This window comes from Amycolatopsis alba DSM 44262, from assembly GCF_000384215.1.
Classification (GTDB): Bacteria; Actinomycetota; Actinomycetes; order Mycobacteriales; family Pseudonocardiaceae; genus Amycolatopsis; species Amycolatopsis alba.
This window is the reverse complement of sequence record NZ_KB913032.1, coordinates 1,317,447-1,335,846: the sequence shown is the minus strand read 5'-3', so window position 1 is coordinate 1,335,846 and position 18,400 is coordinate 1,317,447. Positions and strand designations below refer to the sequence as shown.

Genomic DNA, 18,400 nt, shown 5'->3' with positions numbered 1-18,400 from the left:
GAATGGCCGTCACGACCGTCGGCATGGTTCTTTTTCCGCACGGCGATCTGCACGTCGCGCGTACCGGGACACCGCCGCTCAAGGTTTCCTTCCACGCTCAGGAATTCGACGACACCAAACCCGATCGCTATCAGCTCAAGGAAGTCACCAAGGATTGCGTGTTCGACTTCTTCGCGCCGCACAAACCGGTCGGGCATCGCTTCGACGGATTGCCCTCGATCAACCCGGCAACGGGAATCGTCACGCCGGGAGATCCCGGCGTCTTCCTGTTCCAGGTCCGCTGGGGAGAGGTTTATCTGGTCGGCCGTCTCCAAGTCCACGAAGGAATCACCGCGTGGTGGTTCGGGAACGATTCGATCACGACGGTGCTCGACAGCGAATTCGGCCACGCCCAGCCGTCCCTCTACGCGAAATTCACCGACGACGCCACGGGCGCCGACCGGATCGGCGACATCACCGGACACGGGTACGTGACCTTGACGCCGGACGATCCGGCGAAGCTCAAGATCACGCCGCAGGGCAGGGTCCAGGGACTGGCCGAGACGACCGACTCCGCCCTGCCCACCGGGATCAAGGGAAACTTCCTCGGCGTCACCAATCCGCTGCCGGTCAGGGTGGTCGACTACGGGAAGGCCCGCCAGAACCTGGAGCCCGTACAGACTCCTGACGTCGCGCACGCCGACGACATGGCCAATATCCTGTTCATCCCGGAAGGGTTTCAGGACACCGACACGGACCGGAAGGCCTTCGACCTCATCGTCGCCAACACCGTCCGTGAGCTTTTCGACAAACCGAGGCACCAGCCGTACGCGATGCTGGAAGCCGGGTTCAACATCTTCAAGGCCTACCTGCCCTCGCGTGACCACTACCTCACGTGTGGGTTCAGGATCACCGACGACGACTTCAACAAAGCGAAACCCATTCCGTTCAACGGGCGGCTGGGCAGTGAGAAGACCAGCTACACCATGCAGGAACTCGTCGCCATCGTCGGTCTGCCGATGCACAACGAGAGCCGGTTCGACCTGGTGACGATCTGGCAGGGGCAGAGCCTCAAGGGCTTCGACCCGTCGCGTGTGGACCCGAAGCTGATCGCCGAGTGGCGGGCGCACGACGCCGTCGGGATCCTGCACGCGCGGGACACGGCGTTCGGGATGTACCTGGGACAGCGGCCCGGCGACCGTCCGTTCGGGAACTCGAAGCCGCCGGTGAAGCCGCCGGCGCTGGGAGACACGACGCATGTCGATCTGAGCGCTTTCATCGCGCGGTTGTACGAGTTCTACAGCCCGGACGCGACCAGGACCCTCGCGCCCGATCCTCGCCGGAATCCGCCGGAACGGTACTCGCCGCAACGGGAGAACCCTGGCGCGGCATTGCCGAGGTTCTTCAACGGATCGCAGTACGCCTTCGCCCCGTTCCACCCGATCGGCAAGAACTGGGTGCCCGACACGACGAAATTCAAACCGAGCCGGGGCCTGGTCGCGATGATCTGTTACGAGGACGTCGACGGCGGTACCACCTTCGACGGGACAGCCACCGCGCAGACCATGGCCGCCAAGCGCACGGTGGCCTTCACCTATGCCGACGTGGTCGACAAACGGGAAATGCGACGGCGTGATCCGCTGACCGGGGTCCCGCCCACCGCCGCCGCCCTGCTCGAGATCGCCAACACGGTGGCCCACGAGTTCGGGCACAGTTTCAACCTCGGCGACGAGTACGAGGACGCGAGTGGAGACGGTGACGCGGCCACCGCGACCGCGGATCTCACGGACGACAACCTTTCGGTACTGGGGTTCCTGCGCGATCCCGGCTCCCCGGCGCCGGGGAGGCTGATCGATCCGGGGAAGGTCAAGTGGCTCGATCTGCACCGGATGATCCTTTCCGCGAAGATCACGGCGCCCGCCCGGCCAGCCGGTGGCGCCATCACCGTGACGATCGATCCCCGCTACACCGGGAAATGGGTCCAGGCGCAGAAGGACGGCACCGAGGTCTGGTTGCGCAATTTCTCGATCACCAAGGACGGTGTCCAGCTGCCGCTGGCCAAGGGGCCGGGCGAACTGCTCACCGGGCTCAAGATCGGGACGATCGACGCGACGGCTGGCAAGATCACCCTGTCCGGAGTCGTGGCACCGCTGGCGGAATACCGGGCGGGCTCCTTCCTCTACATTCCGTTCAAGACCCCGGACGGGAGTCTCGTTTCCGTGGTGGACAAGAAGGTCAAGGAATTCCTTTTCCTCACGAAGACCCCGTTGAACCGGGACCTCGTCAACGACAAGGTGCGGAAAGAGGACGACGAACCGGTGGACATCGCCGGCTTCGCGCCGCCGTGCAACGCCAGTAAGACGGTCGGCGTGTTCGAGGGCGGCAATGCCTTCTCCGGCGGTCATTATCGCCCCGCCGGATCCTGCAAAATGCGGAATCACTACGGCACGGCGAACGTGTGGACCGAGATCAGCCAGGACGCCGGCGCCTTCTGCTACGTCTGCAAATGGTTGATCGTCAACCGGGTCGATCCGAGTTATCACGCGATTCTCAGCGCCGCTTTCTACCCAGGGGAGCTGTGAGATGGCCGGGACGGGTGCGTTCGAAAAGGTGCTCGCCGGGATCGGGCAGGCGGCGCTCCCGCTTCGTGAGGCGGTGCGTTCCCCCGGCGCCTGTGTCGCCCTCCTGCAGAAGATGGGCTGGCGGGTGGACGCTGTCCCGCCCGCCCTGTCGGCGTTGGGCGGCGCGCTGGAGACGTTGACCGAGTCCCTTCGCCGGTTGCTCGGGGACGGCGGCTTGACCGTGGGCGGGGGTTCTTCCGGCGGTGTCGACGTCGAGTTCTCCGCCGACGACGTGGCCCGCGTGCTCAGCGCGGTGCAAGCCTTCGTCGACGGCGTCAAAGGCATCGCCGCCGCACCGGACTCCGCCATCCCGGAAGCCCTGCGGGTGGACGGCTTCCGCGAGAAGTTCCCTCGCCAGCTGCTCGACTTCCTGATCGTCACCTACCTCCAGCGGCACCATCCCGCCGTCGGCTTCGGGTTGCGCAGCCTCGGTGTCGTCAAAGGGAAGTACACGCCGCGCTCCGGGAACCGCCCGTCGTACCTGCATCTCACGCTCGACCTCACGGACATCCCGCGGTTGATCGGTGATCCGGGTGAGGTGCTCAAGAAGGCCTTCGGCTGGGGCGGGCCGGACTTCGACTTCGCGTCGCTGGCGTCCCAGCTCGACAACCTGCTGATGAGCGTGGGGGTCGACGTCGACCTGCGATCGCTGCCGTCCCAGGCCGCGGCGGCCGTGCAGGGGACACCCGAAGACCTGACGGGTCCGTTGGTGAAAGCGATCCGGGGAACCGTGTTCGAACGATTCCTGCCGCAGGGCAAGCGGTTGGCTGCCGAAATCCGGCTGGTCGAACTGCCGTCGGTGGACGGCGCGCCGCCAGGGCTGGCGCTGCTGCCGTACTTCACCGGCTCGCTGGGCGCCAACCTGCCCTTGACCGACGACCTCACCCTCCTCATCCGCAGCGACCTCGACTTCGAAGGCGGCGTCGCGCTCAGGATCCGGCCCGGCCGGGGCATCGAAACCGTCGTCGGCTTCGAGAAAGGCTCACCCGGCAAGATCGACGGCGCCATCGAAGTGGTCGTCGAGCGGGGGAAGAAGGCGGCCGGGCCCACCGTGCTGATCGGCTCGAAAGACGGCACCAGGCTGCAGTTCCGCAAGATCGCCGCGACCGGCGGCGTGCGGATCGCCGACGGCGTGGACGTGTTCGCCGAGTTCGAGATCAAGGGGCTCGAATTCGTCTTCACCGGGGGTGGCGCCGACGGCTTCATCGGGAAGCTGCTCCCCGGCGGCGGGTTCACTGTCGGCGGCGACCTCGTCGTCGGGATCTCGCACGCGCACGGGATCTACTTCCGCGGTTCGGCCAACCTTGAAGCGAACATCGCGGCGCACGTCGAGCTGGGGCCGCTCGAAATCCAGGGGCTGACGATCTCCGCGTCGCCGTCGGGGGACGGGATCCCGATCGGGCTCGGGACGACGTTCAAGGCGGAGCTCGGGCCGATCACCGCGGTGGTGGAGCAGATCGGGCTCACCGCGGACCTCACGTTCAAGGACGGCAACCTCGGGCCCGCCGACCTGTCACTGGGGTTCAAACCGCCCAAGGGGGTCGGGCTGTCGGTCGACGCGGGGATCGTCTCCGGCGGCGGATACCTGTACTTCGACCCGGATCGCGGCGAGTACGCGGGTGCGCTGGAGCTGGAGTTCGCCGGGCTGGTCGAGCTCAAGGCCATCGGGCTGATCACCACGCGGATGCCGGACGGTTCCGAGGGATTCTCGCTGCTGATCGTGATCGCCACCGAATTCGGGGGCGGCGGCTTCCAGCTCGGGTTCGGGTTCACGCTGCTGGGGGTCGGCGGCGTCCTCGGGCTGAACCGGCGGATGGATTTCGCCGCGCTGCTCGACGGCGTGATCAACGGTGGCGTCGAATCGGTGATGTTCCCCAAGGACGTCATCGCGAACGCGCCGCGGATCATCAGCGACCTCAGGCGGTTCTTCCCGCCGGAGGACGGCCGGTTCCTGATCGGGCCGATGGCGAAGATCGGCTGGGGCACCCCGGCGCTGGTCACCGTCTCGCTCGGGGTGATCGTGGAGATCCCGCCCGGCAATGTCGCGATTCTCGGCGTGCTGAAATGCGTGCTGCCCAGCGAGGACGTCGCGCTGCTGAAACTGCAGGTCAACTTCATCGGCGCGCTCCAAGTCGACAAATCGAGACTGTGGTTCTACGCCCAGCTCTTCGACTCCCGGATCCTGACGATGACCATCGAGGGCGGGATGGGCCTGCTCGTCGACTGGAGCGACAACCCGGACTTCGTGCTCAGCGTCGGCGGCTTCCACCCGTCCTTCACACCGCCGCCCCTGCCGTTCCCCGTGCCGCCGCGGCTGTCCATCGACATCCTGAACTCGCCGGGACGGCTGATCCGCGTGTCCGGCTATTTCGCGGTCACCAGCAACACCGCCCAGTTCGGCGCCAAGGCCGAACTCCGGCTGGGTTTCGGCGGGTTCGGCGTCGAAGGACATCTCGCCTTCGACGCGCTGTTCCGGTTCTCGCCGTTCTCGTTCATCATCCAGATCTCCGCGGGTGTCTCGTTGAAGGCGTTCGGGGTCGGCGTGTTCGGCATCGATCTCGACTTCCAGCTGGAGGGGCCGACGCCGTGGCGCGCGCACGGCCGCGGGTCGATCTCCTTGCTGTTCTTCGAGATCTCGGCGGATTTCGACATCACCTGGGGCGAGGAACGCGACACGGCGCTGCCGCCGGTGGAGGTGCTCGGGCTGCTGGAGACCGAGGTCCGCAAGACCGAGGGCTGGCGCACCCGGCTGCCGGCCGGAGGGTTCAACCCGCTGGTCACCCTGCGGCAGCTGCCGGGCACCGGCGACCCGGTGCTGCACCCGCTCGGTTCGCTGTTCGTCCACCAGCGCGCCATCCCGCTCGATGTCCGGATCGACCGCGTCGGCGCGCAACGGCCCAGCGACGGCAAGCGGTTCGGTGTCGTCCCCATTCCCGGCGGCGGGATGGAACGGGCGTCGATCACCGGTGACAAATTCGCCATGGGCCAGTTCCAGGATTCCGACGACGCGGCGAAACTTTCCCGCGCCGCCTACGAGGATCAGAACGCCGGGCTGGAGCTGGTCGCGGAAAAGGGTGCCATCGCCTCGCCGAGGGCGGTGCGGCGCAGCGCGCGCTACGAACTGTACATAGTGGACAACGAGCCGCCGGAAACGGTGACCACGCTCGGCATGCGCCGTCGCCGGGTCCGGATGGCGGTCAAGGCGCCCGCCGTGCCGAAGCTGTACAGCCCGCCGCCCGCGGTGTTCGGCGCGTTGCTCAACGGCAGCAGTACCGCGCGTTCGCCGTTGTCCCAGCACGAAACCCGGTTGCGCCAGCCGTTCACCCCGGACGAGACGGTGCGCGTCACCGGTGACAGTTTCGTCGTCGCGTACCGCCGCAACAACCGGCAGGCGTTCCCGCCGTCGAAGGCCGGATCGACGCTGGCGAACTTCCGGAGCGAAGCGAGCGCGGCCGACGCGATGGCGGACTGGATCTCCGCCGACGGCAGCCTGGCCGGGCAGCTGCACATCCTGCGCCGCACCGAGGCCGGGGGCGCGGGGGTGGCCGAGCCGGGTACGTGGTCGCCCGCGGGGACGCCGCCGTCGGCGGTTTCCGGCACGGACGCGGTCCGGCTCGTCGCGGGCAAGGTGCTCGTCGCCGGCGGTGCCGACGCCTCCGGGAAGCCGGTGAACACCGCGACGCTGTTCGATCCGGTCTCGGTCACCTGGGAAGCAGGCGTCCTGCCGCTGAAGACCGCGAGACTGCGGCACAGCACGGCGAGGCTCGCCGACGGCAGGGTCGTGGCGGCGGGTGGTCTCGGCGCGGACGGCAAACCGCTGGCCTCGGCCGAGGTGTTCGACCCGGCCACCAAGGCCTGGGCGGACGCGGGGAATCTGGCCACCGCCCGGTCCGGGCACACCGCGACACCGGTCGGCGCGCAGCTGCTCGTCGCGGGTGGGGTTTCGGAGAGGGGTGCGGCACTGGCTTCGGCCGAGCTGCTGGATCCCCGGACGCTGCAATGGACTCCGCTCTCGCCGATGACCGACGCCCGCACCGGGCACCGGGCCGTCCTCCTCACCGACCAGAAGACCAAGAAGGTCACGGGGGTGCTGGTCGTCGGCGGCGCGGTGCCGACCGGGCGGGGCGAGCGGGCACTTGCCACCTGCGAGATCTACGACCTCGCGACGAAGACCTGGCTTCCGACCGGCGGTCTCGCCGTCCCCCGCAAGGGGCACCAGGCGACCGTGCTGCCGGACGGACGCGTGCTCGTCACCGGCGGCGACGCCGTCGGAGTGCTCCCGTACCGGCCGGAAAGTGTTGCCACGGCGGAGATCTACGACCCGGTCAAGGGAACGTGGACCCGCGTCGCCGATCTGCCCGGCGGTGGCCGGAGCGGGCACCGCTGCGTCGCCACGCCGATCGGCGCCGTCGTCGTCGGAGGGGTCGGCCGCCCCGGTGCGACCGCGGGCTACCGGGCCACGGTGGCCTTCGACCCCGGCTCCGGCACCTGGCGGGCGACCGGCGCGCCCGCCGACGGTCGCTGGGACTTCCCGGCCGTCGACCTGGCGGACGGCCGCGTGTTCGTCGTCGGCGGCCTGGTGCGCGCCGGGGCCTCCGCACCGGGGCCGGAGCCCGTCGAGCTCTCCGCGACGGCCGAGATCTACCTGTCATGACCAGCGAAGGGACCGCTTCCATGACCACACCGACGCTCGCGGCCGAACCGACCGCGCCCGACTATCTGACGGCCGTGACCTGGGCAGGCCAGCACGACGCCGCCGTCCTGCTCGAAGGCGGCAAGAAGGCACTCGTCGCCGGAGGCGCGGATGCGGTGTCCGTGAGTGTCAAGCAGAGCGCGGTCTTCGACTTCGACACGGCGAAGTGGTCGGACCCCATTCCTCTCGGCACCGCGCGGCAATTGCACACGCTGACCCTGTTGCCCGGCGGGAAAGTGCTCGCCACCGGCGGGATCGGCGCCGCGGGCGGTCCCGCGCTGGCCACGGCCGAGCTGTTCGATCCGGGTACGGGCAAGTGGACGCCGGTTGCGGCACCGATGAAGACGGCCCGCTGGGGTCACAGCGCGGTGCTCGTCGGTGGCAAGGTGCTGGTGGCCGGGGGCAGCGCGCTCCGGCCGGACGGGCGGGCCGTGGCGCTGCGGTCGGCCGAGCTGTTCGACCCGGCGGGCGCCGGGTCCTGGGCGGCGGCGGGGGAGATGACCGACGCGCGCACCGGGCACGCCGCCGTCGTCCTCGGCAAGAAAGTGCTGGTGTGCGGGGGAAGCGTGCCGGTCGGCACGATCGAAGACCCGGCGCTGGCCTTCTGCGAGCTCTACGATTCCGAAGCCGCGGCGGGAGCGTCGCCGTGGACACCCGCGGCGACCATGCGCCATCCCCGCAGCGGCCATACGGCGACGGCGTTGTCCGCCACCTCCGTGCTGGTCACCGGCGGCAAGGCGCCGGGGGTGACCGAAGACGGCGCGTTCGACCCGTTCGCCCGCTCCACCGCTGAGATCTTCGACCTGATCGGGGCGGCGGGAACGTGGAAGGACGCCAAACCCCTGCCGGGCGGCCGGGCCTTCCACCGGGCCGTCGCCGTCGACGCGGGGGCCGTCGTCGTCATCGGCGGCGCCGACGACGTCGTCAACGAGGCCGGGTACCGCAGCGCGTTGCGCTACGCGGCAGGCGAGTGGAAATCGTTGCCGGGACTGGTCGAAGGACGGTGGGGCTTCGCGGCCGTGGCCGCCGGGAACACCGTGCTCGTCGCCGGTGGCGTCGCGCGGACCGGGCAGGCGGCGGGCGGGCAGAAGACCGAGCTGACGAAGACCGCCGAGAAGGTCGGAGGCGGTGCGTGAGCGCGAACGCCTACTCCTTCCTCCCGTGGCTGCGCACCGGGCTGACCACCCGGATCAAGGGCGACGTCGCCGGGCCGCGCGCGACCATCCCGATCGGGCTGAGGCTGACCGGCGACGCGATCGAAGACGGAAAGCCCGCGCTGAACCGCGAATTCACCCAGCCGGTGCAGCTCTACGGCCCCGGTGACGTCGTCGGCGTCGACCCGCGCGCCGTCTCCCGGACCGAGCCGAAACCGGGCATCACCAATTTCGAACCGAACTACCTGGCCCACATCGAGTTCTACGACGAGGACTTCCCCTGGCGGTACAGCCCCGCGAAACCGGACGAGACGAAGAAACGGCTGGCTCCGTGGCTGGCGCTCGTCGTATTGTCCGAGACCCCGGTGGAGTTCGAGGACGGCCGCGTCCCGGAGAAGCCGTTGCCGTTCATCACCGTGAAGAACCCGCAGGCGCTCCAGCCGCCGGGCGAACTCGGGGCGTGGGCGCACGTCCACGTCAACGGGGAGCTCGACGGCAGGATCGCCGTCGACGGCGAGGACATGGCGCGAACGCTGGAAAACCTGAACCGGGTGCTGCGCGAGGCCCCGGACAGCGCCTGCTCGCGGGTGCTCTGCCCACGGCACCTGAAGCCCAGCACGACCTACCACGCCTTCCTGGTGCCCGCGTTCGAGGCCGGCAGGCTGGCGGGACTCGGTGAAGCGGTCCCCGAAACCCTCTCCGCGACGAAACCGAGCTGGGGCAGCGGAACCGGCGACGTCGTGCTCCCGTACTACCACCGCTGGTCCTTCACCACGAGCACGGTCGGCGACTTCGAATTCCTCGTGCGGCTGCTGAAACCCTACGAGGCGGACAACCCGGTCGGCAGGCGCGACATGGACGCGCACCGCAGGATCTACGGCCTGCCTCCGCTCACCACGCCGACCACCCCGGACGGGGTGCTGAAACTCGGCGGCGCGCTCCAGCTCCCCGACACCGACGATCACCCCGACGCCTACGAGAACTGGGACGGCTACCACACGAAACCGGTCTCGCCGTATCCGAACCAGTGGCAGCGGGCGATGGCGGGATTCGTCAACCTGGCAGGAGCGTACCGGCAGAAGCCCCCGCAGGCCGCGAACGCGGAAGCCGCCGGGGCCGGGGTCTCCGCGATGGAAGAAGAGCCCGATCCGGTGATCACGCCGCCGCTGTACGGCTGCTGGCCCGCGCTGACCCAGACCCTCCTGACCGAGAACGGGCAGCCGGTGCCGCCGGAGCAGCTGCGCAACTGGGTGCACCGGCTGAACCTCGACCCGCGCCACCGTGTCGCCGCCCAGTTCGGCACCAAGGTCGTCCAGGCGCGTCAAGAGGAGTTCATGGCGGCCGCGTGGAACCAGCTCGGGGACATCCAGCGGGCGAACGCGCTCATCCGGGCCGCGCAGCTGGGCCGTCAGGTCGGGAACGCCTTGCACGGCAAGCATGTCGAACCGTACGCCCCCAAGACGGCGGCCGTCGGCGACCAGCCGGTGCCCTCGAAGGCTCTGACGCTGACGGCGCCCGCGCACGGGCGGGTGCTCGAACGCGCCACGACCGCGTTCGCGCGCACCGCCGCCGGAGCCGGTGATCCGGAGCTGCTCGCCGTCGGGTACAAAGTGGACAGAAGCCGGGTGGCCGCCGCGCCGATGTCCGCGCCGATGCGCCGGATCACGCGGCCGGGTTCGCGGCTGCGCAAACGCCTGCTGAGCGACGGGAACCAGTTCGACCTGCTGGTCGACCGGATCGATCGCAAGGAGGTCTTCGCCGCCCGGCCCAAGGTCGCGCCGCCCGTCACCACCGCTTCGCTGGGCCTGGCGCCGCGCGCAGCTGCCGCCGATCCTGTCGACGAGACGCTCGGCGTGATCGAGACCATCGACGACATGCTCGACGGCCTGCGCGCGGAGAAGACCGTGCTGGAGAATCTGGCGGCGTCGATGGACCTGCCGGAGCGGCTGCGGCTCGCGATCGGGAAGAACCTGGTCGAGATCCTCGCCTATCCGGTGTTCGACATGCCGATGTACGAGGAGCTGCTGAAGTTCTCCGTCGAGACCTTCGTGCCGAACATCGGGCTCCTGCCGGAGAATTCGATCACCCTGCTGGAGAACAACCGCCAGTTCATCGAGTCCTATCTGATCGGGCTCAACCACGAGATGGCGCGCGAGATGCTCTGGCGCGAGTTCCCGACCGATCAGCGCGGGACCCCGTTCCGCCAGTTCTGGGACCCGCGTCCGGTGCCGCTGGAGCCGGGCGAGTCGCGGGAAGCCTGGCGGGAAAGGCTTTACGACATCCCGCCACTGCATCGCTGGGCCAAGACCGCGAAGCTCGGCGAGAACAACCATCGCCGTCTTCCGCCGGAGCCGGGTAAGAACCAGAAGAAGGATCTCGTCCTGGTGATCCGGGGTGAGCTGCTCAAGAAATATCCGAACGTGTCGATCTACGCGCACAAGGCGGTCTGGCCGCGGAAGAAGGACGGCACCCCGGACACCAGCGGCGAGCGCACCATCGCCCCCATCCCGGCGAACGTCCCGCTGAGCGACGAACTGGTACGGCTTCCGGTCTACGAAGCCAAGGTCTCCCCGGACCTCTATCTGCTCGGCTTCCCGCTGAGCGAGGACGAAGCCCGATCCGGCGGGGCGGACAAGCTCGGCTGGTTCTTCGTGCTCAAGGAACGGCCCGGCGATCCGCGGTTCGGCCTGGACGAACCGCCGCCCGGCCCGCTGCCCGAAGTCGAGGTGTGGAACGACGCCACCTGGGGACACCTCGACCCAGGGAACCCCGGCAGCGGATTCGTCCGGTTCGACCGCGGTGTCGTGGTCCACCTCGACGAGTTCCTCGAAAAGGAAGACCAGGAAAAGATCAGGCAGCGCCAGGACGACGAGTTCATCACCGAGTGGGCGCCCGGCGTCAGCGCCGCGGACGTCGCCTACATCCTTTTCCAGGCACCGGTCCTGGTGGCCGTGCACGCACAGGAGATGTTGCGGGATGCCTGATCTCAAACTGGATTTCCCCGTGCTGCTCGGGCCGGTGCGGGTCGAAACCCGCTATGTCGGGCGGGAACTGCTCGTGCGGGTGTTCCCCGACGAATGGTCGGTGGACAAGTTCGAAGCCAAACCGACCAAGGCCGAGATCGCCGCACTGGACGCGTACTGGACCACCCTGTGGGCCTCCGGGGGTGCTCCGGCCGGTGAGCAGGCCGCGTGGCGGCAGCTCGTCGCGCGGGTCCCCGGCGGACGGGCCGCCTGGCTGCTGCGGACGTACAAGCCCGCCAATCCGGCGGACCGGCCGACCGGAGTTCCCGCTGGTACTGCGGTTCTGGTGGTCGTCACGCCCCAGCCCGTCGCTGCGCCGGACCGCGGTCCGACGGTGACCTACTGGACCGCGGTCTGGCGCGCGCACGGCGACCAGGAGAAGCTGCGGGACGCCGACATCGCGTTGCTCGCCGCCGTCGGGGCCGTGCGGGCGAAAGCGATCCGCGACCGCCGTCCGTCCGGTGTGGACCGTGCGCCGTCGACGCCGGGCACCGCGGTGGTGGTGGCGTTCCTGCAGCTCACGCCGTTGCCTCCGGGTGAGATCGCGACGGAGTCGTGGACCGTGGCCGCGACGGCGAAGCTGCTGCCGGACAAGTTCACCGCCTACGGCTACGTCGGCGGCACCCGCGTGTTCGCGAAGAGCGGCGGGCCGGTCAAACCCGAACTCGCGGTCAGCCCCGACCCAGGCACGGAGAAGGACAAACAGCTCAAGGTCACCGAGGAGACCGGCGCGCTGCGGGTCCCGGACGCCCTGAAGTGGCTGACCGAGTTCAAGGCGGCCGAGGACGTCGGGATGGGCATCCGGATCGGCCTGGAAACAGCCTTCGAGGGAGGTCTCGACAGGCTCGTCGTGCTCGGCCTCCGGGAGCAGGCGACACCGGAGAAGTCGGCGGCAGACTGGAGCGGGCTGCTCGCCGACCAGATCCGCACGCCCGCCGGATTCGCCTTCCTGCCCCAGGGCACACCGACCAACAACTCCGAGCAGGCGCCCGCCGGCCAGGATCCGAAGGCCGAGGCCGCCTCCGTGCTCGCCACCGCGGCCGGGTTCACGGCGGCCGCAGGCGACAAGAACGACGGCGAGTGGTTCGCCGAACTGCTGGGCATCGATCCGGCGGTACTGGCCGGGGTCCCGAACGCCGACGGCTTCGACCGTCGCGACGCCCGTGCGGCGCACACCGCGCTGTGGCCCGCCACCTGGGGCTACTACCTTCCGGCGTTGCTCAACGGGGTGCTGACCGAGGACCAGATCGCGCAGACGCGGCAGTTCTTCCTGGAGCACGTCTCCGGACGCGGCCCGCTGCCGGTGGTCAAGATCGGCAGGCAGCCTTACGGGATCCTGCCGACGACGGTGTTCACCAAACTCGCCTTCCCCGCCACCGCTCCGCACCGGACGGCGCTGAACGAACTGCTGAAGCAGGCGGCGACGCACTGGCAGGCCGCGCTCGCGCGGGTCCAGTACCTCGATTCGGCCGGTGGGGACCCGCACCAGAAGCTGCTGGACATCCTCGCGCTGCACCCGACGTCGGCCGAGTACCACGTCCGCGAAGCCCAGAGCGTCGAAGAGCTGTTCGCCGAGCGGCTCGAAGCCGAGCTGAGCACGCCGCTGCGGGAGACGCTGGCGGCGTTCGGTCATCACGCCGAGGATCCAGGCCTGCTGCGGCAGGTGTTCGCCGAGGAGGCCCAGGCGCTGCGCCGGCCGGTCGTCGACGACCGGCCACTGTCCGAAGTGGACAAGATCCGGCCGTACGCGCCCGAAGGCAACTACCTGGCCTGGCTGGCGCACTACGGGAGGACCGGCCTGGAGACGGTCCGCAAGGAGGACGGCTTCACCGACAACGTCCTGCCGACGGCGCTGCTGTACCTGCTGGCGCGGCAGGCCGTGCTGCTCGGCGTCACCGGGGCGGGCCGGTCCGAGCAGCTCGACGCGGTCGAACTGCTCGCGGGCCTGCCGACGGCCCGGCTGGAGCGGGTGTTCGCCGAGCATCTCGACTGCGCCACCTACCGGCTCGACGCCTGGCGGCTCGGGCTGGTCAACGAACGCCTGGCGGAACTGCGGCGCGCCCCGGCGGGCGGCACCCCGAAACGAGGGCTGCACCTCGGCGCGTACGGCTGGCTGGAGAACATCTCCCGCGGTCCGGCTCCGGCCACGAAGAACCTGCCCGCGGGGCTGCCCGCGATCTTCGGCACCGAGCCGTTGCCGTACGACGAGAACAACGGCGGCTACGTCCACGCGCCGTCACCCGCGCACGCGCGCACGGCGGCGGTGCTGCGGGCGGGTTTTCTCGCCAACGGCAAGCAGCGGAAGGACAGCACGTTCGCGGTGAACCTGAGCTCGGACCGCGTCCGCGTCGCGGTGTCCCTTTTGGACGGTATGCGGCAGGGGCAATCCCCCGGCGCGCTGCTGGGGTACCGCTTCGAACGCGGGCTGCATGACCGGCGGATCGGGCTCGACAAGGTCATCGCCGGGCTCCGGCTGAAGTTCCCCTTGATGGCGAACAAGATCGCCGACACGGCGCCGCCGTCGAAAGGGGAGGGAGCGCCGACGAGCATCGAACAGATCGAAGCGGGCAACGTCATCGACGGGCTCGCCCTGATCCGTCACGTGGAGAAGCTGGGCAAGGACGACCGGGTCTACCCCTACAAACTCGACGGTGTCGAGAAGGTGACCGATCCTGGCGAGCTGAAGGACATCGGCATCGAGGTCGACGCCCTGCGGAACGCCTACGACGCGCTGGCCGACCTCGTCGTCGCCGAGGGCGCGCACCAGGTGCTGCAGGGCAACACCGAACGCGCGGCGGCCACGCTGGACTCCTACGCGAAGGGCGGTGTCCTGCCCGAGCCCGCGGTGGTCGAGACCCCGCGCAGCGGGACCACGCTCACCCACCGGCTGGGCCTGCAGTTCACCCCGGCCCTCGGCCCCGATCACGGCGCGCCGCTGCTGGGCCGGAACAACCCGAGGGCCAGGGCCGAACCGGCGGTGAACCACTGGCTCGGTGACGTGCTGCCACTGCCGTCCGAGGTGGCCGCGCTGGTCACCTGGAAAGACCCGGCCCATCCGGACGAGGTCGAGCCGCGCAGCCGCGTCGTGACCCAGGAGGAAGCGGGACTGCAGCGGATCGACCTGCTGTGGGCGGTGCCCCCGGCGGAGAACGCCGAGGCGACCAACCTCGACGACCGGATCCTCGGCGTGGTCATCGAGAAGTCGCGGCCCCGGCCGGACGCCAAGCTCGAGATCCATTACACGCGAAGGGTTCCGCGCAAGGTCAGCTTCTTCGAGCTGTCGCCGCTCATCGGTGCCCTGCGGTCGTTGCTGACCACAGCCCGGCCGCTGCGGCCGACCGATCTGATCCCCGCGTCCGGTGCCGCCAAGGTCGAGCAGGTGGCCGACGAGGCCGTGTCGCTGAGCCGGGAACGGCAGGTCGCCGTCCTGGAATCCCTGACGGATCTCGGCAACGGCGTCACCGGGTTCCTGGCAGACCTCGGCGCGCACTATCCCACGACCGGCGAACCGGCCCGCGCCGAAATCCTCGCCGAGATCGACGATTTCCTCGCCCGGTACGCGAAACTGGCCAAGGCCGCGGGTGATTTCGGTGTCGTGGTCAGCGGCTGGGGCGAGCTTTCGCTGTGGCGGGGCGGGGTTTTCGGCGCGGTCCTCGCCGCTGTCGCCGAGGTGGCGGGCCGGATGGGACGCGCGCTCGCCGCCGCGAACGTCCTGCTCGATCGGTACGAGGCGCTGCCTACGTCCACATCGGACGGTGAGCGGTTCAGGATACTGGACCAGGCGGAGCTTTTGCTCATCACCAAACCCGCTCCCCGTGAATCGACACCGTTCGCGATGCGCTCGCGGGTGCGTCAGGAGCGCACCCGGTTCAAGAACCGGCTCGACCGCTTGACCGAGTTCAAGGGAACGTCGGAACCGACCTTGGGCGAACTGCTCGCCGCCGTGGCGCGGCAACTGCCGTTGACCGACATCGACCCGGCAGGCCTTTCGCTGAAGCCGTTCGAGGACCAGGTCGTCGCCTACGGCCGGGAACTCCTGGCACGAGCGGGCAAGCTCAAGGCCGAACTCGTCGGCGAAGGCGGCCGGAAACAGTCGGCCGAGAAGCTGCTGGCACTGCGCGACAAGGCCGTGACCGGGCCGGACCGGGTGCGGACCGGGATCGACGTCCTCAAGGCCCTGCTCGGCGAGGACGTCCTGGTCGTCCCCGAATTCTCGCCGTCCGAAGACGTTCTCGACCGCTGGCGGGACGCGCGTGCCGACAGCCGGGAGCTCGTCGCCCATCTGAAACCCCGTGACCTCGACGACCCCCAGGGCCGCGACTTCCCGGTGGACGACTGGCTGCACGGAATGGCGCGGGTACGCGAAAAGCCCCGGCTGTGGGAGAAGACGGTGCAGCTGGCGGGCGCGCTGCTGGCTCCCGGCGGACTGCTCGGCACCGACATCCTCGGCTGGCAGGAACCGGAACTGACCCCGGTCCAGCTGCCGTACGTCGAGGACGACCATTGGCTGGCCATGGAGTTCTTCGATCCGGCCAAGGTGGACGACCAGCTCGACCAGGACAGGCTGCTGTACACCGCGCACTACAAGGCCTCGCTGAGCGGCGACAGCCAGTGCGGGCTCCTGCTCGACGAATGGACCGAGGTGATCCCCGCCGTCCGCGAGACCACCGGGATCGCGCTGCACTACGACGGACCGGATTCCGAACCGCCGCAGACCATGCTGCTCGTCGTCCCGCCGGTGCTGGAGCCGAACGGGAACTGGACGCCGGAACTGCTCGTCGAGGCGATCACGGAAACCTTCGGCCTGGCGAAGACCCGCGCTGTCGAACCCGATCACCTGGCGGGAACCGAGCTGGGGCACCTGCTCCCGGCGACGGTGCTGCCCGATGCTCCGAGCTGGAAGGCCACGTCATGACCGGAACGCCGTCGTTCACCAGGCTGGAGGGCAGGCCCCGCACCGTCGGCTTCGACCGGGCGCTGCGCGCGGAGCTCCGGGATCCACTGTGGATGCTCACGCGGCAGTGGCAGCTTGGCGAGTTCCACGGCGCGAACGCGGGGAGCCCGGTCACGGTGACCTACGCCGTCTCACCGTCGCGTCCCACCCGGTTCAAGCCGCCGCGAGGGCTGCCACAGGACCTGCCGCCCGACCGTCCACTTGAGACGCTCGCGGAACGGAGGCCGGTGCCGCTGGCGTACGGAACCCCCGGCAGTGAGACGGTCGCTTTCGACCTGAGGCTGGCGATCGGGCGCCAGTGGCTGAAACTGCTGGACAGCGCCGGCGGTCTGCTCGGGCAGGTGCTGGGGTTCAAGAAGTTCTACATCGAGCGGTACCCCATCGCGCTGCCCGATCCCGCGAAGGCCGACGACGTCGCCAAACTGGCGCATCCCGAGGTCTGGGCCACGATGCAGGCGATCTCCGGGCGCCGGATGGACGGCTACCTGTTCTACCGGCATCTCAAGGCCGGACGTGACGCCGACGAAGGACTCGGCCTCGGCGCGATCCTGCACCGCCAGACGCTGCGGAAACTGGGAAAGCGCCTGGTCGCCTGGTACGAAAGGCTCATCGACCAGCCGGCGCCCGCCGACGCGACCTGGGATCCGGGCAGGCTGGAGCACCGGTTCTCGGTGGCCGCGTCGGCACCGGGCGGCGAGAAGAAACTGACCGCTCCCGAGTACCCCGGCGGCACCCTGGAGTGGCACGCGTTCTCGGTGGACCCGAAGGAGCCGCTCGGCGGGACCAAACCGCCGGAGCCGACGCTCACGCGGACCGTCTTCCCCGCGCCGGTCCGCTATTCGGGCATGCCGTTGCCGCGCTGGTGGGCGCAGGAGGACGGGAAGACCAACTTCGCCGCCGTCCGCCCGGACAGCACCGACCTCGCCCGCCTGGTCTTCCTCGAATTCGCCCTGGTCTTCTCCAACGACTGGTACCAGGTGCCGTGCGATCTGCCCGCGGGCACGCTGTCGAAGATCCAGGGACTGGTCGTCACCGACGTGTTCGGGGAGAAGCAGTGGATCACCCCGGCCGGCGACGGGCGTGACGAGGAGTGGCGGCGGTGGGCGATGTTCACCCTGGACACCCTCGGCACCGAAGACGTCCGCGCGGACACGGATCTCTTCCTGCCGCCGAGCGTGCCGAAGGTGGCCGAGGGACCGGCGCTGGAAGAGGTCCTGCTGATCCGGGACGAAAACGCGAACCTCGTCTGGGGGATCGAGCAGACCGTGAGCACCCCGGTCGGCGAACCGCGCCGCGGGAGCGAGGCGGCCGCGGAGGTCACGACGTTCCGGCAACGGCTGCACGGCACGCCGCCCGACGAGGACCCGCCGCGCGCGCCGATCTCGTACTTCGCGATGAACTCCGTGCCAGGACACTGGATCCCGTTCATCGCGGTGCACGAACCGGGGGACAACCGCGAGATCCGGTTGCAGCGGGCGGCGATGCCGAGCGTGGTCGACGGGACCCCGGTGCGGCCGCGGACGAGCCTGCTCCGGGTGGGGCTCGACGAACGCCCGGCTGGCGAGAAGCCGCAGTACTTCGTCCACGAGGAGGAAGTGCCCCGCGCGGGCACACGGGTCACCGTCGCCTACAACCGGACGCGCTGGCACGACGGTCGCGCTGTCGTCTGGCTCAGCGCGCGGCGCGGGGTCGGCAGGGGAGAGGGTTCCAGCGGGCTGGCCTTCGACCTGCTGGTGGACACTCCGGTGCCGCCGAAGCCGTGATGTCCGTGAAGGCCTCCTTCCCTACCCTCAAGGTAGGGAAGGAGGCCTTCACGGACCGTTCTATTGAGGGGTAAGGCAAACGTGGCGGGTCTGTGGCTCTGTGCGACGCCGGGCTTGTGGCACTGACTGTGTGGATTTTGGTGCGTTGGATGCACAGAAATCCACACGGTCCCGCGTGACAGGTCCTGTCATGACGGGGTGTGGGAATAGGGA

The 18,400-nt window shown here is 69.4% G+C and carries 6 protein-coding genes; all 6 read left to right on the top strand.

Translation table 11 applies throughout. From position 1 onward, the window contains the following. Positions 1-2 precede the first annotated feature (2 nt). The 6 genes from AMYAL_RS0106105 to AMYAL_RS0106080 are packed head-to-tail and all read left to right on the top strand — an operon-like array spanning position 3 to position 18,187. Positions 3-2,561: a M64 family metallopeptidase gene (locus AMYAL_RS0106105; RefSeq protein WP_020630429.1), complete on the top strand. Its 2,559-nt coding sequence runs from the start codon at positions 3-5 to the stop codon at positions 2,559-2,561. Position 2,562: 1 nt separating this feature from the next. Next, on the top strand, positions 2,563-7,254 hold the full coding sequence (locus AMYAL_RS0106100; protein ID WP_020630428.1) for a DUF6603 domain-containing protein: 4,692 nt from the start codon (positions 2,563-2,565) through the stop codon (positions 7,252-7,254). A gap of 20 nt (positions 7,255-7,274) precedes the next feature. After that, the gene (locus AMYAL_RS45720) at positions 7,275-8,429 is read left to right on the top strand and encodes a Kelch repeat-containing protein (RefSeq protein WP_039795314.1); all 1,155 of its coding nucleotides are present in this window, start codon (positions 7,275-7,277) and stop codon (positions 8,427-8,429) included. Continuing rightward, positions 8,426-11,431, top strand: a complete 3,006-nt coding sequence (locus AMYAL_RS0106090; protein ID WP_020630426.1) for a hypothetical protein — start codon at positions 8,426-8,428, stop codon at positions 11,429-11,431. The genes AMYAL_RS45720 and AMYAL_RS0106090 overlap by 4 nt, the downstream gene beginning before the upstream one ends. Next, positions 11,424-16,385, top strand: a complete 4,962-nt coding sequence (locus AMYAL_RS45715; RefSeq protein WP_020630425.1) for a hypothetical protein — start codon at positions 11,424-11,426, stop codon at positions 16,383-16,385. Before AMYAL_RS0106090 ends, AMYAL_RS45715 begins: the two co-directional genes overlap by 8 nt. Beyond that, on the top strand, positions 16,382-18,187 hold the full coding sequence (locus AMYAL_RS0106080) for a hypothetical protein (protein ID WP_020630424.1): 1,806 nt from the start codon (positions 16,382-16,384) through the stop codon (positions 18,185-18,187). The genes AMYAL_RS45715 and AMYAL_RS0106080 overlap by 4 nt, the downstream gene beginning before the upstream one ends. The last annotated feature ends 213 nt before the right edge of the window (positions 18,188-18,400 follow it).